A 14,708-nucleotide genomic window follows, 5' to 3' on the forward strand; every position below is an offset into this window, starting at 1 on the left:
CACATCGACACTTCGGATCAGCCACTTCCCGGACCCGCGAAACCGACGCTACAACCGAGCCCACCCTCCCGGAAGCCCGCAGCCAAGCAATCCCTCAAACGAGCCGGTTGACAACAGAGGGGAGCCGAAATGTCCGATAGATGGCCGAACAACTCCAAGATCAAGACGAGGTGGGCGGCTGCGGCCCGCCGGCCTACTGGGCGTCGACGACGCCTTCGGCGCCGACGTCGACGAGCCGGCCGCCGGCGCGCAGGTTCCGCAGCCGGGCGTCAGGGTCGACCGCCGCCAGCCGCGATCGCACCGTCAGCGACCCGTCGACCTCCGGCCGGACGCCGAAGAACCCCTCGACGACCAGCGCGGACCACGCGCCGGCCGATGAGCACGACCAGTCGATGAGGTACGGGAACTGCGGCGGCGACTTCACCGCGCCGCCGTTGAGCGGCTCAGCGGCCTCCTCGACGAAGTGCGCCTGACCGGGCGGCCCTTGGTTGGCGGTCCGCGCCAGGCCGGACAGCCAGTCGGCGGCGACGTCGGGCCGGCCCAGCTCGATCAGCGACCGCGCGGCGTCGGCCGGCCAGGCCGGGTAGGCGCCGTTCCACTGGTGGTCCGGGCGGACGCTGAACGCGGCGTCGTCGTCGTACGGCGACAGCGCCCGCATCCACGACGGCGTCCGCAGCTCGCGGACGAAGAACGCCACCATCTCCTCGCGCTGCCGCTCCGGCAGGTCGGCGGCGATCGTCATGCCGACGGTGGTGAAGTCGTAGCAGTGCCGCACCGGCAGCAGCCGCCCGTCCGGCTGCCGCGCGTGCCAGAACCCCTGGCCCTCGACGTACAGCTCGCCGACGTGCGGCACCAGCGCGTCGGCCTTCGTCCGCAGGTCGTCGGCGAGCCCGCCGTCGCCGCGCAGCGCCGCGACGTCGGCGGCGGCCCGCATGCACCACACGTTGGCGGCGTTGAGGCTGGCCACCTCGTGCACGTACGAGCTGACGCACTCGAGCAGGTTGTCGATGCCGCCGTAGTCGGCCAGCGCGTGGGCCTTGCGGAAGCCCTCCCAGGCAGTGGCCCAGTCGGCGACGTGCTCGGCCACCGGCTTCGCCGGCCCGTCGTGCGCGGCGAGTTGGACGTCCAGGAAGGCGGGCTCGCCGTTCCAGCGCACGTAGTCGCGGACCAGCCGGATCATCGCGTAGTCGTTGACGGAGTACCAGTAGCCCGCCGGTCCGCCGGTCTGCCACTCGGTGCCGAAGTGCCGGTGGATGTCCAGGGCGATCCAGTGCTCGATCTGCCGGCGCATCGGCTCCGGGTCCAGCAGGGCGTGGATCATCGAGCTGAGACTGAAGTCCCAGATGAACGTGGTGGTCTGCCAGTAGCGCGGCATCAGCGTGTCGTAGACCCGGCCGAGGTGGCTGGCCGGGCTGTCGCGGCGGAACCAGATCACGCCCAGCACGCCCCACCAGTACAGCCGGCGCAGCGCGTCGTTCGACGTCTCGAGCGTCGGCACATGCCCGCTGAACTGGTCGTTCCCGGGCGTGAACGCGGCCCGCAGGGTGTCGTCCCACAGTGCGCGGGCGGCCGCGACCTGCCCGGGCACGTCCGCGACGACGCTGTCGTACGCGGCCAGCGCGCCCTCGGCCTCGGTGCCGACCACGTGCACGTACCCGAACCGGTACCGCTCGCCGGGCGCCAGCGAGACGTCGACCTCCAGCGACCGGTCGCCGGCCCGGGCGCCGTCGGCGTCGAGGCCCTGCACGCTCACCGCCGCGGTGGTCTCGGCCCGGCCCAGCAGCGCCACCCGGTCCGGCAGCGGTGCCAGCGCGTTCGGCTCCGACGGCGGCTCCGGCGCGCGCCACGGCCCGGCCTGGGTCACCGTCGACGCGACCGACAGGCCCAGCCGGACCATCCGCTCGATGCCGGAGGTGTTCGTGACGGCGACGTCGACGACGACGCCGTCGACGCCCGGCGGGGTCACCGTCGTCGACTCGATGACGAGGTCGCCCAGCCGGGCGGAGCGGACGACGCGGTCGGGCCGCCACTGGATCGTGACGGGCTCGCCGTAGGACCGGAACAGCCGGCCGTCGACCCACAGCGCACCGGTGACGGTGTCGCCGTGCGAGACCGGCGCGAAGTTCACGCTGCGCACCGCGGTGACGTCGTGGTCGACCTGCACCGCGCCGAGGAAGTTGGTCAGGCCGGGCGGGTTGACCATGTCGTCGTACCGCTGCACGACGGGGTCGGAGGTGAAGTCGTCGACGGTGGGGATGGGCCGCATCGGTCAGCGTCCTCCGAGGTCCACTGGGCCGGCCGCCGCGGGGTCGGCCCAGTCGGAGTTGGGCAGCAACGGGTACCAGCCGGGCCGGCCGGGGTCGCGGTCGTACGGGTAGCCGCCCAGCTCGCGGTAGAGCTCGGCGTACTCGGCGAGCTTGTCGCGGTCCAGCTCGACGCCCAGCCCGGGCCCGTCGGGTACGTCGATGCCGCCGTCGCGGTACCGGAACGGCCCGCCGGCGATGACGTCCCCGGTCAGGTGGTGATAGTGGGCGTCAGCCGCGAAGGACAGGTTCGGCACGACGGCGCCCAGGTGCAGCATGGTGGCCAGCTGGATGCCCAGCTCGCCGGACGAGTGCACGGCGACGCCCAGCTGGAACGTCTCGCACACCCCGGCCGCCTTCACGCATGGGCGGATGCCGCCCCAGAACGTGGTGTCGAGCAGGACGACGTCGACGGCGGGGTCGCGGACGTTCGCCGCCAGCTGTTCGAAGTTCACGACGACGGTGTTCGTGGCGATCGGGATGCTGGTGCGTTCGCGCACCCGGCGCAGTCCGTTCATGCCCCACGTCGGGTCCTCGAGGTAGTCGTTGCGCAGGTCCTCGATGCCCGCGGCGAACCGGACCGCCTCCTCCGGCGACCACGCGCCGTTGGGGTCGTGCCGCAGCGTGTCGTCCGGGGACGCCTCGGCCAGCGCCCGGTAGCACTCCAGCTCGTAGTCCGGCGGGAAGACGCCGCCCTTGAGCTTGTGCACGGTGAAACCGTGCGCCTCCTTCAGCTCGCGGGCGTGCGCGACCAGCTGCTGCGGGGTGCGCACCTCGCCGCCGCCGTCGGCGGCCGGGTAGCGGAAGAACAGGTAGCTGGCGAACGCGACGTGGTCGCGGACCTTGCCGCCGAGCAGCTCGTGCACCGGCACGCCGAGGTGCTTGCCCTGCAGGTCCAGGCAGGCGAACTCGATGGCCGCGAGCAGCTGGGTGCGGTTGTTGTAGAGGCTGGCCGTCGGGTTGGCCAGCATGAACCGCAGCGCCTCGGTGCGGGCGGGGTCGTGGCCGACGACGTACTCGCGCAGGCCGCGGACGGCGTCCTCGGCGCTCTGGCCGCCGCCGCCCATCTCGCCCAGGCCGACCAGGCCGTTGTCGGCCTCGACCTCGACAATGGTACGGACGAACCGGCCCCAGTGCGCGCCGTTGCTGTGCCGCAGCGGCGCCTGCAGCGGCACCGTCACGGTCGTGGCGCGCACGTCGACGATCTTCACGTGCTCAGTTCTCCTTCGCGGACTCGGGCAGGACCACCGGCAGCCCGGCGCGCAGTCCGCCGTCGACCACCAGGTCGGTGCCGGTGACGAAGCTGGCCTGGGGTCCGGCCAGGTAGGCGACGGCGTCGGCCACCTCGGACGGCCGCGCGACGCGGCCCAGCGGGTGCGAGCGGCCCCACTCGGCGACGACGTCTTCGGCCGGGCGGCCGTCGGCGTAGAGGTCGGCGGCCCAGCGCAGCATCGGGGTGTCGACCGAGCCGGGCAGGACGGCGTTGACGCGCACGCCGTCAGCCGCGTGGTCGAGCGCCATCGACCGGACCAGCGCGACCAGCGCGCCCTTCGACGCCGCGTACGCCGCGACCCGGGTCTGCGACTGGTACGACTGCACCGACGCCACGACCACGACGGCGCCTCCCCCGTCGGCCCGCAGCAGCGGCATCAGGAAGTGGCAGGCGGCGAAGACGCCGCGCAGGTTGACGGCGATGACCTCGTCGAACAGCTCCATGCTGGTCTCTTCGACGGTGCCGTAGCGCTGGATGCCGGCGGCGCAGACCAGGGTGCCGATGCTCCCGAACTGCTCGGTGAGCTCGGCGGCGCACCGCTCGACGGCGGCGGCGTCGGCCACGTCGAGCTGCCGGGCCTGCACCCGCCAGCCGCGCTCCATCGAGTCGGCGGCCAGCCGGTCGAGCGCGGCGGCGTCGCGGTCGAGCGCGACCACCAGCTCGCCGTCGCCGGCCAGCCGCTCCACGACCGCCCGGCCGATGCCGGCGCCGCCGCCGGTGACCACGGCCACTCTCATCGCACGCCTCCTAGAACTGGCCGAGGTTGAGGCCCCGGCTGAAGATCCGCTGGGTGGACAGGAACAGGACGACGGTCGGCAGCGACACCAGCAGGCCGCCGGCCAGCACCGCCGTCAGCTGGAGCCCGCCGTAGGTGTCCTGGAGCGCGGTGACCGCCGTCATGAGCGGGCGGACGTCGTCGGACTGGCTGAGCGCGAGTCCCAGCAGTAGGTCGTTCCAGACGAAGGTCGCCTGCAGGATGAACACGGCCACGAGCGCGCTGGTGGACATCGGCAGGTAGATGCGCCAGAAGATGCGCCAGGTGCTGGCGCCGTCCATGACCGCGGCCTCGAACACCTGGTGCGCGATGCCGCCCAGGAAGTTCCGCATGACCAGTGCCGAGAACGGCACGGTGACGGCGGTGTAGATGGCGACCATGCCCAGCCGGCTGTCGTAGATGGCGGCCTCGACGTAGCCGACGAACAGCGGCATCAGGATCATCTGCAGCGGGAACACGGTGCCGCCGAAGACCAGCACGAACCAGAAGAACCCGTGCTTGAGCCGCAGCGCGACGATGCCGAACCCGATGGCGGCGCCGATCAGCACGGCCAGCGCCGGCGCGATGACGCTGTAGAGGACGGTGCTGGTGACGGCGTCGCCGAGGCCGCCGATCTCCCAGGCCTGCCGGATGTTGTCGAACAGGGCGAAGTCGCTCACCGGCCGCCAGACCTGGTCGGCGGCGTACCGCGCGGGGTCCTTGCTGGCGTTGACCAGCAGCAGGTAGATCGGCGCCAGCCAGATGAGGCCGAGCACCACGAGGATCGCCGGCCGGAGGATGCGCGCGGCCATCGGCGTCACACCGTCCTCTCGGCCGACAGCTGCCGGCGCAGGTAGGTGATCGCGGCGAGGAACGTCACGACGCTGAGGAAGACCGCGACGGCCGAGCCGGCGCCGTACGCGCTGTTCACGAACGTCTCCTCGTACATCGTCACCGCGAGCGTCTCGGCGTTGCGGCCGGGCCCGCCCTTGGTCATCACCCACACGATGTCGAACGTCTTCAGGCTCGCCACCAGCGACAGTCCGACCACGACGGTGGTCAGCGGCCGGAGCATCGGCCAGTGCATGTGCCGGAACATACGCCAGCCGGACGCGCCGTCGAGCCGGGCCGCCTCGATCGGCTCCCGCGGGATCGACTGCAGGCCGATGACGAACAGCAGCGCGTTCACGCCGCTCTGCTGCCAAGCCGCGGCACCGATCATCACGATGGTGTTCAGCGGCGCGTCGCTCAGCCAGCGGCTGTCCGCACCCGGCAGCCCGAGCGCGTCCAGGGCCTGGCTCAGTCCGCCGCCGTTCTGCAGCACGAACCGCCAGACCACGCCGACCGCGACGCCGGAGATCGCATACGGGATGAGGAACGGCAGCCGCAGCCAGCTGCCGAACCGCATCCCGTACGACAGCGTCGCGATCAGCAGACCCAGCCCGACCGGGACCGTGATGCTGCCCACGACCCAGATCAGGGTGTTGCGCAGCGATGTGAGGAAGTTCGGGTCGTCGAACATGGCCCGGTAGTTGTCCAGCCCGACCCATGACGGCGACCCGAGACCGTTGTACTCGGTGAAGCTGATCCACGTCGTCCAGAGGAACGGCAGGTACAGCAGCACCGCCACGACGAGGACCGCCGGCAGGCTGAACCCCCGCGCAGACCATCGGTAGGACCCGCGACGACGCACCGGCCGCGGCGTCGTCGTCTGTTCAGGCGCGGCAACCGCCAGCCCCGACATCAGTCAACTCCCTCACGTTCGGGCAGGTCAGCCCTGGCTGCTCCAGTAGGCGTCGGCCTCGGCCTGGATGGTCTCGAGGATCGGCATCGGGTCGCCCGGGTTCGTGACGAACGCGCTGAAGCCGTCCAGCGCCGCGGTGAGAACCGGCGTCGGCGTCGCCTCGAAGTACCGTTCGAGCAGCCGGTAGTCGCCGCTGGCGGATTGCTCGTTCAGGTCGGCGAGCAGCTGGTCCTGCACCAGGGCCTTCGGGTTGAACGACACGTCGCCGCGGGCGTTGGCCCACGCCGTCTGCGCCTCATCGGTCATCCACCACTCGGCGTACTGCAGCGCCGACGTCTCGTTCGCGGCGTCCTTGGCGGTGCACATGGGCCCGGTCTCGAAGATCAGTGAGGTCTGCGGCAGGTCGGGGTTGACGTTCGGGATGACGAAGAAGTCGTAGTCGGTGCCGGAGACCATGTCGACGCTGTTGAGCTGGCCGCTCAGGAACGTGCCGAAGTTGATCATCGCGACGGTGCCGCCCTTCAGCTGATCCTGCGGTGCGGTCTGGTCGCCCGGGTCACCGAAGTAGCCGCCCTCGAGCATGCCTCGCCACTGCTCCATGACCTCGACGACGCCCGGGTCGGTGTAGCTGGCCTCACCGGTGGACAGGGCGTTGTACAGCTCGGGGTCGGTACCGGCCAGCAGCGTCTGGAACCAGACGAACGAGAACAGGATGTTGGTCTCGTAGAACGGGGTGACGCCGTTGGCCTTCACGGTGTCGGCGACGGTCATGAGCTCGGCCCAGCTGGTCGGCTCGGCCAGGCCGTACTGGTCGAAGACCGCCTTGTTGTAGTACATGACCCAGTAGGCGGCGTTCATCGGGACGCAGTACGTCTCGCCGTCGACGGTGAAGTGCTCCTGCATGGCCTCGGGCACGTCGCCGTTGTCGATCGCCGCCTGCCAGATGTCCGTCGTCGGCGCCAGCAGGTCCTCGGCGACGAGGTCCTCGAGCTCGCTGCCGGTGTGCCAGGTGAAGAGGTCGGGCCGCTCGTCGGTGCGGAACGACTGCCGGATGAACGCCGAGTACTGCTCGGCGTCGGAGTATCCGGTGAAGTCCAGCCCCAGCCCGAGGCTGGTCTCCGACACGTCGGACACCGCCAGGAACTGCGGCTCCCAGGCACCCTTGTCGGTGTAGAAGCTGATCTGCCCGGGGCCGGCGGAGCCTTCGTCGCCGCCGTCGTCGTCGCCCCCGCATGCGGCCAGGACGAGCGTCGACGCCACCAGAGCGGCCACCACAGTGTGACGCAATCTCACGTGAACTCACCTCTCAGCATTCAGATAGGTGTCACGGACCGGCAGGTGGCCGTGACTGGCAGGACGCCGGGACCGGCGGTCACCGCCCGGAATCGGGTCTCCTGCTGCGAATGGCCTCGATGACGTTGTCGAGGTGTTCCTTGCTCGCGCGGAACGCCTCGTCGGCGTCGCCGTCGAGCACCGCCCGGGCGATGCGCCGGTGCTCCTCGAAGTCCTCGCCCTCGTCGCCGTGCAGGCGCAGGATCTCGCGCTGCTCTTGCGCATGCACCAGCACGATCGAGTCGACCACTTCGGCCAGGACGGTGTTGCCGGACGCCTGCGCGACCGCCCGGTGGAAGTCGAGGTTGACGACCCAGAGCCGTGGGTTGCGCTCGATGAGGCAGCGCTCGGCCTCGCGCAGCGTCTCGCTGATGCGCTCGACGCCGTCCGGGTCGCGGACGGTGGCACCCATGGCCGCGATCGGCGGCTCGATGGTGCTCCGCGCCACCAACAGGTCGACCAGGCTCTCGCTGGTCAGCAGCGGCCCGTGCGGATTCGGCAGCACCGAGCGGCGCACGTTCTCGCCCACGTACACGCCGGACCCGTGCCGCAGCACGACCACGCCCATCGCCTCGAGCCGGCGCAACGCCTCGCGCATGGTGGGGACCGCGACGGCGAACCGCTCCGCCATCGACCGGACGGTATCCATCTGGGCGCCCGCCTCGAGGCGGCGCTCCCGGATCAGCGCGACGACTCCGGCGGCCAGCTCATCGGCCAGCGTCCGGCGGCTCGCTTCTCCGGCAGTCACAACCCCGTCCCCTTCGACGTCTCGTTCGCGCGTTGGAGAGATTAGATCACTTAATCACTTTCCTGTCGATACCCGTCGTGATCGATGGCCCGACGGGCCGGTGAATGGCCAGGTGAGCCCAATGATGTGGCTCCGGCGAGCAACGTGCCGCCTCGATGGGGCGAACGTCAGCCGGGCGGACGTGCGCCGGTCGCCCCGGCTGGAAATGATCAGGTTGAGCAGGTGTCACGTTGATCATGGAGGAACGTCCCTCTCCCGCGCCTCGAAAAGGGCGCTTCTCCATGATCAACGGCGCTCAGTGGGGCCAGAGAGCCCAGCGATCGCGGATGGGACGTCAGGTGGCGTCGGGGTCGAACCGCGGCGAACGTGCCGCGTCAGCGCCCACGGACTCGGGCGCCTGCTCACCAGCCGACGAGGAATCGGCCGACGACGACGCAACCTGCGCCGACTCAGCCGGAGCTGGCTCAGCCGCCGCCGGTGCCGCGGGCGTGTCCTCCATCGGCGGCGGAGGGACGTCCTCTTCCGGGGCCGGCGGCAGGTCGGCGGACGGCGGCGGAACGTCGACAGTCTCGCCGACACGCTCCGCACCGGTAGCCGCCGACCGGGCGGACGGGCGGGCGCCGTTCGCGCGCCGGGACGACGAGGTGTCATCGTCGTCGTCGAGGCCGAGGTCGATGCCGTCGAGGACCTTCTGGCGCACGAAGGATTTCGGGTTGCGCAGGTCGGAGAGGGTCTTCAGATCCTCTTTGTCGATGCCGAGGTCGCCGACACTGCCGGAGAGGTCCTTGCGGGCGTTGGCGACCATGGCGCGCAGGTCGCGGACGAAGCCGGCGGCCTGCCGGGCCATCTCGGGCAGCCGGTCCGGGCCGAAGACGAGCAGGGCGACGACGAGCAGCACGAAGACCTCGCCGATACCTATGTCGAACACCGTCGGCCCCCACGTCCGTTACGTACGTGCATCCGTCCCCGCAAGAGTACGTGGCGGGTCAACCGACTGCCGAGCCCAGGGTGAGCGTGAATTCCAGCTCCTCGCCGTCGCGGTCGATGACGACGGTGATGTCGTCGCCGGGTTCGTGGGCACGCAGCCGGACGATCAGCTCCGCCGGGGTGCGGATGTCCTCGCCGTCGACCGCGACGACGACGTCGCCGGACTCGATGCCGACCTCGTCGGCCGGGCCGCCGGGAGTGACGCCGGGGCCGTTGTCGCCGTCTTCGGCCACCCGGGCGCCGACGCCGACGAAGCCGTTGTCGAGCAGCACGCCCATGACCGGGTAGACGGCCTCGCCGTCGGCGATCAGCTGCTGCGCGGTCCGCTGCACCTGCTCGATCGGGATGGCGAAGCCGAGGCCGATGGAGCCGGCCTGCTGGCCTATGCCGAGGCTGGCGATGGCGGAGTTGACGCCGATGACCCGGCCGGCGGAGTCGACCAGCGGGCCGCCGGAGTTGCCCGGGTTGATCGCGGCGTCGGTCTGGAGCGCGTTGATGTAGGACTGGTCGTCCTCGCCGCCGGCGGTGACCGGCCGCTCCAGCGCGGAAACGATGCCGCTGGTGACGGTGGCGTCGAGGCCGAGCGGGCTGCCGATGGCGACGACGGGGTCGCCGACGGCCACGGAGCCGGAGTCGCCGAAGACGACCGGCTGGAGGTTGTCGGCGTCGACCCGCAGTACGGCGATGTCGTAGCTGGGGCTGGTGCCGACGAGCTCGGCGACGAGCCGTCGCCCGTCGAAGAACGACAGCTCGATGCCGTCGTCGCCGGCCGTCGCGATGACGTGGTTGTTCGTGATGATGTAGCCGTCTTCGGAGATGACGAAGCCCGACCCGCCGGCGTCGGCCACGCTGACCGACACGACACTGGGCAGCACGCTCTCGGCGACACCGGCGATCGACTCCGGCGGCCGCTCGACCAGCCCGGCGGGGTCGGCCCCGATGACGGTGACCGCGCCGCCGCCACCGTCGCCGTCGTCGTCGATGGCCTCGGCCACCACGCCGCCGGCGCCGCCCGCGGCCAGGGCCAGCACCAGGATCCCCAGGGTGGCCAGGCCGCGGCGCTTCTTCGGCGGCCGCCGGTGCCCGGCCCCGTCCGCCGGTCCGGAAACCGCTCCGGCCGACGGGGTGCCGTCGGGGCCGGTCGCGAGGAACCGGGTCGTGCCGTCGGAGGCCGCGCTCGGCGCGCCGTCGCCGGCGACGATCGGCCGCGTGGGCGCGGCGGGACCCGCCGCCGGAGCGGGCCGGCTCGTCTCGTCGGAGTACTGCCACGAGCCGCCCGCCCAGGGGTCGGTGCCCGTCCGCCGCTCCGGGGACGTCGCCTGCCCGAGACTGGTCCAGCCTGCCTTCATGGCGTCATTCTCCCAGCCGACGGCGTCCGACGCACCGTCCGGTCGCGCGTGAGGGAGATCAGTCGAAGGGGTTGAACCACGAGCCCACCCGCTGCGCGCCCCGGGAGATGCGGTCGAGGAACCCGTCGTCCTTCTCCTCGTGGGTGGCGGCGGGGTCCGGCGGCAGATGCTTCAGCAGGTCGCGGACGGTGTCGAGCGGCGCCTCGGCGACCACGGTGATGACCCGGCCGCCGCTGGACCAGGTGAGCCGGGCCGGCGGTCCGGGGCGGGTGTAGACGACGCCGCCCTCGTAGTCGGCGGTGTCGTAGCCGTCGAGCTGGTCGGGGTCGAGCCAGCCGGTCTGCTCGAACACCGACACCGTCATGACGCCGTCGGAGTAGCTGAGCTGGATGGCGTCGCCGACCCGCCGCGCCTCGTAGAGGTCCATGCCCTCGCCGAGCGAGCCCGGGCAGTGCCAGCCGTCCTCGCGCAGCTGCTCGATGTCGTCCCAGCGCAGCATCGAGTCGTCGCGGTCGTCGCTGGCCGTGGAGCCGACGCCGTCGGCGGTCTTGCAGCAGGTGCCCGGGCTGCCGAGGGCGATGGTGACGAAAGCGCTCGCCGACAGCGTGTAGCCGTCGCTGGTGTACGACTCGCGGCGCAGCGGCAGCGCGGTCTGGCGGTCCAGCCACAGCCGCGCGGCGACCGAGCCGTCGCTGCGGTACGCGACGACGACGTCGGTGTGCCGGCCCGCGACGGCGTCCTCGCCGGCCAACCGGACGGTGTACGTGCCGAGCAGGAGGTCGGCGGGGTCCTCGCCGGCCAGCCACCGGGAGGCGGTGCGGCCGTCGAGGATCGCGGACTGGCGGTCGTGCACCCGGATCGACGTCTGGCCGCCGGCGACGTGCTGGACCTGGACGACGGCGCTGGACGAGGCCGCAGACTGGGTCAGCGCGGACCAGGTGGAGACGTACTGGGTGCCACTGTAGGAGACGTGCTCGCCCGCGGCCGCTGACTGCCGCAGCAGCTCGACCGCCCGGGGATCGTCGCCGACGTCGCGCGAGGAGGCCGGGACCGCCTGCACGAACACCGCGAGCGCGCCCACGAGCAGGGGCATGGCCAGGACCGGCACGACCAGGGCGGCCAACCCGCCGGTCCTGCCGTGCCCGACGCGGTTGCCCAAGATCACCAGCCGTCTCCACTGGAGCTGTTGCTGGTGACCAGCAGCGACGATGGCTCGACGAACGGCAGCCCGCCGGTGGAGCGGGCGTGCTCGACGGTGAACTCCTCGAGCGGCGGGACCACGCTGACCGGGGTGTCGGGCGTGCCGGGCGAGTTCCCGGTGCTGCCGAGGGAGGCCAGCAGTATGAGCATGGCGCCGGTGGTGCACATGCCCAGCGCGACGACGCGGACGGCGCGGACCCGGCGGCTGGCACCGCCGCTGGGACGGGAGCCGGACGGGCCGGACGGCGGCCGGGAGTCGCGCGGACGCCAGCCGGCCACCGGGGCCGGCTGCGCGGCCGACGCCGGAGGGGCGGGCGGCAGCGGCTCGCCCGGCTCGGCCAGCGCCAGCAGTCTGGCGACCAGCTTCTCCGACGGCGCGACGGCGGGCAGCGAGCGGAGCGCGTTGCGGGCGTCGCGTTCGAGTTCGACGGCCTCGCGGCAGTGCGCGCACACCGTCAGGTGCACCAGGGCGCGGTCACGTTCGTCGTGTTCGAGGCGGTCGTCGACGAGGTCGCTGATCCGCTCGTCGAGGTGTTTCATGCGGAATCTCCGTGTTCACGCGGCGCCTCGGCCTCGTGGTCGTCGAAGCTGAGCGCACTGGCGTCGTCGGGCGCACGGTGGTCGAGCGCGGCCCGCAGCTGGGCGCGGCCGCGGTGGATGCGGCTGCGGACGGTGCCGAGCTTGATGCCCAGCGTCGCCGCGATCTCCTCGTACGAGAGTCCCTCGATGTCGCACAGCACCACGGCGGCCCGGAAGTCCGGCGGCAGAGCCTCGAGCGCCCGCTGGATGTCGGCCTCGAGCATGCTGTCGGTGATGGCGCGCTCGGGCGTGGGCTCGCGGCCGTGCAGGCGCTCGGCGGCGTCGTCGGCCAGGGCGTCGAAGCGGATGCGCTGCTTGCGGCGGACGGAGTCGAGGAACAGGTTCGTGGTGATGCGGTGCAACCAGCCCTCGAAGGTGCCGGGCGTGTAGGACGACAGCGAGCGGAAGACCCGGACGAAAACGTCCTGGGTGAGGTCCTCGGCGTCGTGCGCGTTGCCGGTCAGACGGTACGCCAGCCGGTAGACCCGTCCCGAATGTTCGCGGACGATCTCTTCCCAGCTCGGCGGCGTCCAGGTCTCAACGTCGGCCACCCGGGGTCCTTCCTCGACACGGCTCGTCGGCACGAGCGCTACGACCATGGTCACCCATTGCCCCTTTCGTGGCCAATCAGGGAAGCCCCCCATCTATTCCCGACGTTCCCTGACCCCCAGAACGATCCGGGACGCCGACGAGGTTCCGGATCCCACGCTGCGGATGCTTGACGGCCTAAGCTCAGGACTGACACAGTTCGCGCGCGACACTGGACGTTCCGGACCTGGAGGCCGTCATTTCCACCGGCAGCACCCCCGCGATCACGCCGGAGTCTTGGGCCTACGCGGAGACCTACCTCGACGAAGACCACATCGTCGGACGGGCCCGGCAGCGCGCCGCCGAGGTCGGCGCCGTCCCCGTCGGCCCCGGCGCCGGAGCCGCGCTGCGCGTGCTGGCCGCCGCGCTCGACGCCCGCACCGTCGTCGAGGTCGGCACCGGCTGCGGTGTCTCGGGCCTCTACCTGCTGTCGGGCATGCGCACCGACGGCGTCCTCACCAGCGTCGACATCGAGTCCGAGCACCAGCGGCTGGCCCGCGAGGCGTTCACCGAGGCGGGAGTGGCGGCCAACCGCACCCGGCTCATCGCCGGTCCGGCGCTCGAGGTGCTCCCCCGGCTCACCGACGGTGCCTACGACCTCATCTTCTGCGACGGCGACAAGACTGAGTACAGCGACTACCTGCAGCAGGCGCTGCGGCTGCTACGTCCCGGCGGTGCGGTGGCCTTCGACAACGCGCTCTGGCACGACCGCGTCGCCGACTCCGCCCAGCGCGACCCCGACACCGTCGCGATCCGCGAACTGGTCCGCCTCGTCCGCGAGGACGACCACCTGGTGCCGGCGCTGCTCCCCGTCGGCGACGGCTTGCTCGTGGCGGTCAAGCGCGCCGACTAGGGTCGGCGAGCGCTTTCCGGCGCGTCGGGCCAGGACTCTTCACGCTTCGCCAGGCATGCATGCCTGGTAGAGCGTGAACACCCCTACTTGACGTGATCAACTCCCGGTGTGCCGGCTGAATTGTCCCAATAGTTCACCGCGCCGACCGGGCCCGGTCACCTGGCCGCCCCGCGTGGGTCGAGGACGGCCGCCAGGCTCGGCACCTGTCGGCAGCCCGGACCCGCCGGGCCGCGCCAGGACCCCGCGGGAGGCCGGACCGTGGCACCAGGTCACCGCCGGCTGCGCACCGCCCTCCTGGCCGCGGCGGCGGCCGTCCCGCTAGCGCTCCTGACCGGCGGCGTCGCGCAGGCCCATCCGTTCGGCGATCCGCAGACCGCCCGCATCGGCGCGGACGGCGACACCGTGCGGGTCACCTGGCACGCCGCCGACGACGACCTGTCCGCGCTGGCGATCGAGCTGCGGGTGGTCGAGTCGGGGCGGACGTTCGTCTACCAGGACGGCGCGCTGGTTCCGGAGGAGTCAGACCCCACCGACGTCGACGCGCTCGTCGCGGCGCCGGAGTTCGCCGACTACCTGCTGAAGCACATCCGGGTCCGCGCCGGCGGGCAGGAGTGCACCGGGTCGGTCGGCTCGCTCGACCGGCTCGGTGACGACGGCGCCGAGCTCACCTTCGCGTGCGCCGGCCCCGTGCGGTCGGCCGAGGTGTCGATCTCGACGCTCACCGACATGCACGAGGCCTACCGCACCCTCGCGACCGGCGCCGGCGACCAGGGCCACGTCTACACGCCGGCCGACGACACCGCCGAGTGGACGTTCGACGCCGCCGCACCCACGAGCGCCGCCGACGGCGCCGGCCTGGCCCGGCGGGCGCTGCCGCAGGTGGTCGCCGTGCTCGCCGCGTTGGCCGGCGCTGCCGCCGTCATGACCCTCGTCGTACGCCGCCGGAGGCCGAAGCCGGCACCCGGCGGCGTCAGCACCGGAGCCCACCATCCCTGAGG

Annotated in this window: 14 protein-coding genes; 2 read left to right on the plus strand and 12 right to left on the minus strand. The window is 71.9% G+C overall.

The features are described from left to right. Positions 1-193: 193 nt before the first annotated feature. The 12 genes from E1262_RS27295 to sigE form a co-directional block, all read right to left on the minus strand. On the minus strand, positions 194-2,266 hold the full coding sequence (locus tag E1262_RS27295; protein WP_132107509.1) for a glucosidase family protein: 2,073 nt from the start codon (positions 2,264-2,266) through the stop codon (positions 194-196). 3 nt (positions 2,267-2,269) lie between these two features. Continuing rightward, on the minus strand, positions 2,270-3,514 hold the full coding sequence (locus E1262_RS27300; protein ID WP_132107510.1) for an enolase C-terminal domain-like protein: 1,245 nt from the start codon (positions 3,512-3,514) through the stop codon (positions 2,270-2,272). Between the two features lie 4 nt (positions 3,515-3,518). Continuing rightward, entirely contained in the window at positions 3,519-4,313 is a 795-nt protein-coding gene (locus E1262_RS27305; protein ID WP_132107511.1) for an SDR family NAD(P)-dependent oxidoreductase, read from the minus strand. A gap of 10 nt (positions 4,314-4,323) precedes the next feature. Next, positions 4,324-5,142 (minus strand): carbohydrate ABC transporter permease, encoded by an 819-nt coding sequence (locus E1262_RS27310; RefSeq protein WP_132107512.1) that lies wholly within the window; start codon positions 5,140-5,142, stop codon positions 4,324-4,326. A 5-nt stretch (positions 5,143-5,147) separates the two neighbouring features. After that, entirely contained in the window at positions 5,148-6,074 is a 927-nt protein-coding gene (locus tag E1262_RS27315; protein ID WP_132107513.1) for a carbohydrate ABC transporter permease, read from the minus strand. Positions 6,075-6,101: 27 nt separating this feature from the next. Beyond that, on the minus strand, positions 6,102-7,367 hold the full coding sequence (locus E1262_RS27320) for an ABC transporter substrate-binding protein (RefSeq protein ID WP_132107514.1): 1,266 nt from the start codon (positions 7,365-7,367) through the stop codon (positions 6,102-6,104). Between the two features lie 79 nt (positions 7,368-7,446). Then, positions 7,447-8,154 (minus strand): FadR/GntR family transcriptional regulator, encoded by a 708-nt coding sequence (locus E1262_RS27325; protein ID WP_203454538.1) that lies wholly within the window; start codon positions 8,152-8,154, stop codon positions 7,447-7,449. 334 nt (positions 8,155-8,488) lie between these two features. Continuing rightward, positions 8,489-9,082: a twin-arginine translocase TatA/TatE family subunit gene (locus E1262_RS31110; RefSeq protein WP_203454545.1), complete on the minus strand. Its 594-nt coding sequence runs from the start codon at positions 9,080-9,082 to the stop codon at positions 8,489-8,491. A gap of 58 nt (positions 9,083-9,140) precedes the next feature. Continuing rightward, complete coding sequence (locus E1262_RS27335) at positions 9,141-10,490, minus strand: S1C family serine protease (RefSeq protein WP_132107516.1); 1,350 nt, start codon at positions 10,488-10,490, stop codon at positions 9,141-9,143. 58 nt (positions 10,491-10,548) lie between these two features. After that, positions 10,549-11,655, minus strand: a complete 1,107-nt coding sequence (locus E1262_RS27340) for a sigma-E factor regulatory protein RseB domain-containing protein (protein WP_132107517.1) — start codon at positions 11,653-11,655, stop codon at positions 10,549-10,551. Continuing rightward, positions 11,652-12,230 (minus strand): anti-sigma factor family protein, encoded by a 579-nt coding sequence (locus tag E1262_RS27345; RefSeq protein WP_132107518.1) that lies wholly within the window; start codon positions 12,228-12,230, stop codon positions 11,652-11,654. The genes E1262_RS27340 and E1262_RS27345 overlap by 4 nt, the downstream gene beginning before the upstream one ends. Then, positions 12,227-12,868: an RNA polymerase sigma factor SigE gene (sigE, locus tag E1262_RS27350; protein ID WP_132107534.1), complete on the minus strand. Its 642-nt coding sequence runs from the start codon at positions 12,866-12,868 to the stop codon at positions 12,227-12,229. The genes E1262_RS27345 and sigE overlap by 4 nt, the downstream gene beginning before the upstream one ends. A 188-nt stretch (positions 12,869-13,056) precedes the next feature. Here sigE and E1262_RS27355 point away from each other — a divergent pair, with 188 nt between their 5' ends. Beyond that, a complete protein-coding gene (locus tag E1262_RS27355; protein ID WP_203454550.1) occupies positions 13,057-13,710 on the plus strand; it encodes an O-methyltransferase in 654 nt (217 codons plus the stop codon). Positions 13,711-13,968: 258 nt separating this feature from the next. Further along, positions 13,969-14,706, plus strand: coding sequence for a hypothetical protein (locus E1262_RS27360; RefSeq protein ID WP_132107520.1), 738 nt, complete (start codon positions 13,969-13,971; stop codon positions 14,704-14,706). Positions 14,707-14,708 lie beyond the last annotated feature (2 nt).

This window comes from Jiangella aurantiaca (genome assembly GCF_004349105.1).
Classification (GTDB): domain Bacteria; phylum Actinomycetota; class Actinomycetes; order Jiangellales; family Jiangellaceae; genus Jiangella; species Jiangella aurantiaca.

What these genes read in the sequence shown, in the direction of transcription:
- E1262_RS27295 (WP_132107509.1), bottom strand. Translation starts at nt 2,266, where the DNA reads ATGCGGCCCATCCCCACCGTCGACGACTTCACCTCCGACCCCGTCGTG.
- E1262_RS27305 (WP_132107511.1), bottom strand. Translation starts at nt 4,313, where the DNA reads ATGAGAGTGGCCGTGGTCACCGGCGGCGGCGCCGGCATCGGCCGGGCG.
- E1262_RS27310 (WP_132107512.1), bottom strand. Translation starts at nt 5,142, where the DNA reads ATGGCCGCGCGCATCCTCCGGCCGGCGATCCTCGTGGTGCTCGGCCTC.
- E1262_RS27315 (WP_132107513.1), bottom strand. Translation starts at nt 6,074, where the DNA reads ATGTCGGGGCTGGCGGTTGCCGCGCCTGAACAGACGACGACGCCGCGG.
- E1262_RS27335 (WP_132107516.1), bottom strand. Translation starts at nt 10,490, where the DNA reads ATGAAGGCAGGCTGGACCAGTCTCGGGCAGGCGACGTCCCCGGAGCGG.
- E1262_RS27345 (WP_132107518.1), bottom strand. Translation starts at nt 12,230, where the DNA reads ATGAAACACCTCGACGAGCGGATCAGCGACCTCGTCGACGACCGCCTC.
- sigE (WP_132107534.1), bottom strand. Translation starts at nt 12,868, where the DNA reads ATGGTCGTAGCGCTCGTGCCGACGAGCCGTGTCGAGGAAGGACCCCGG.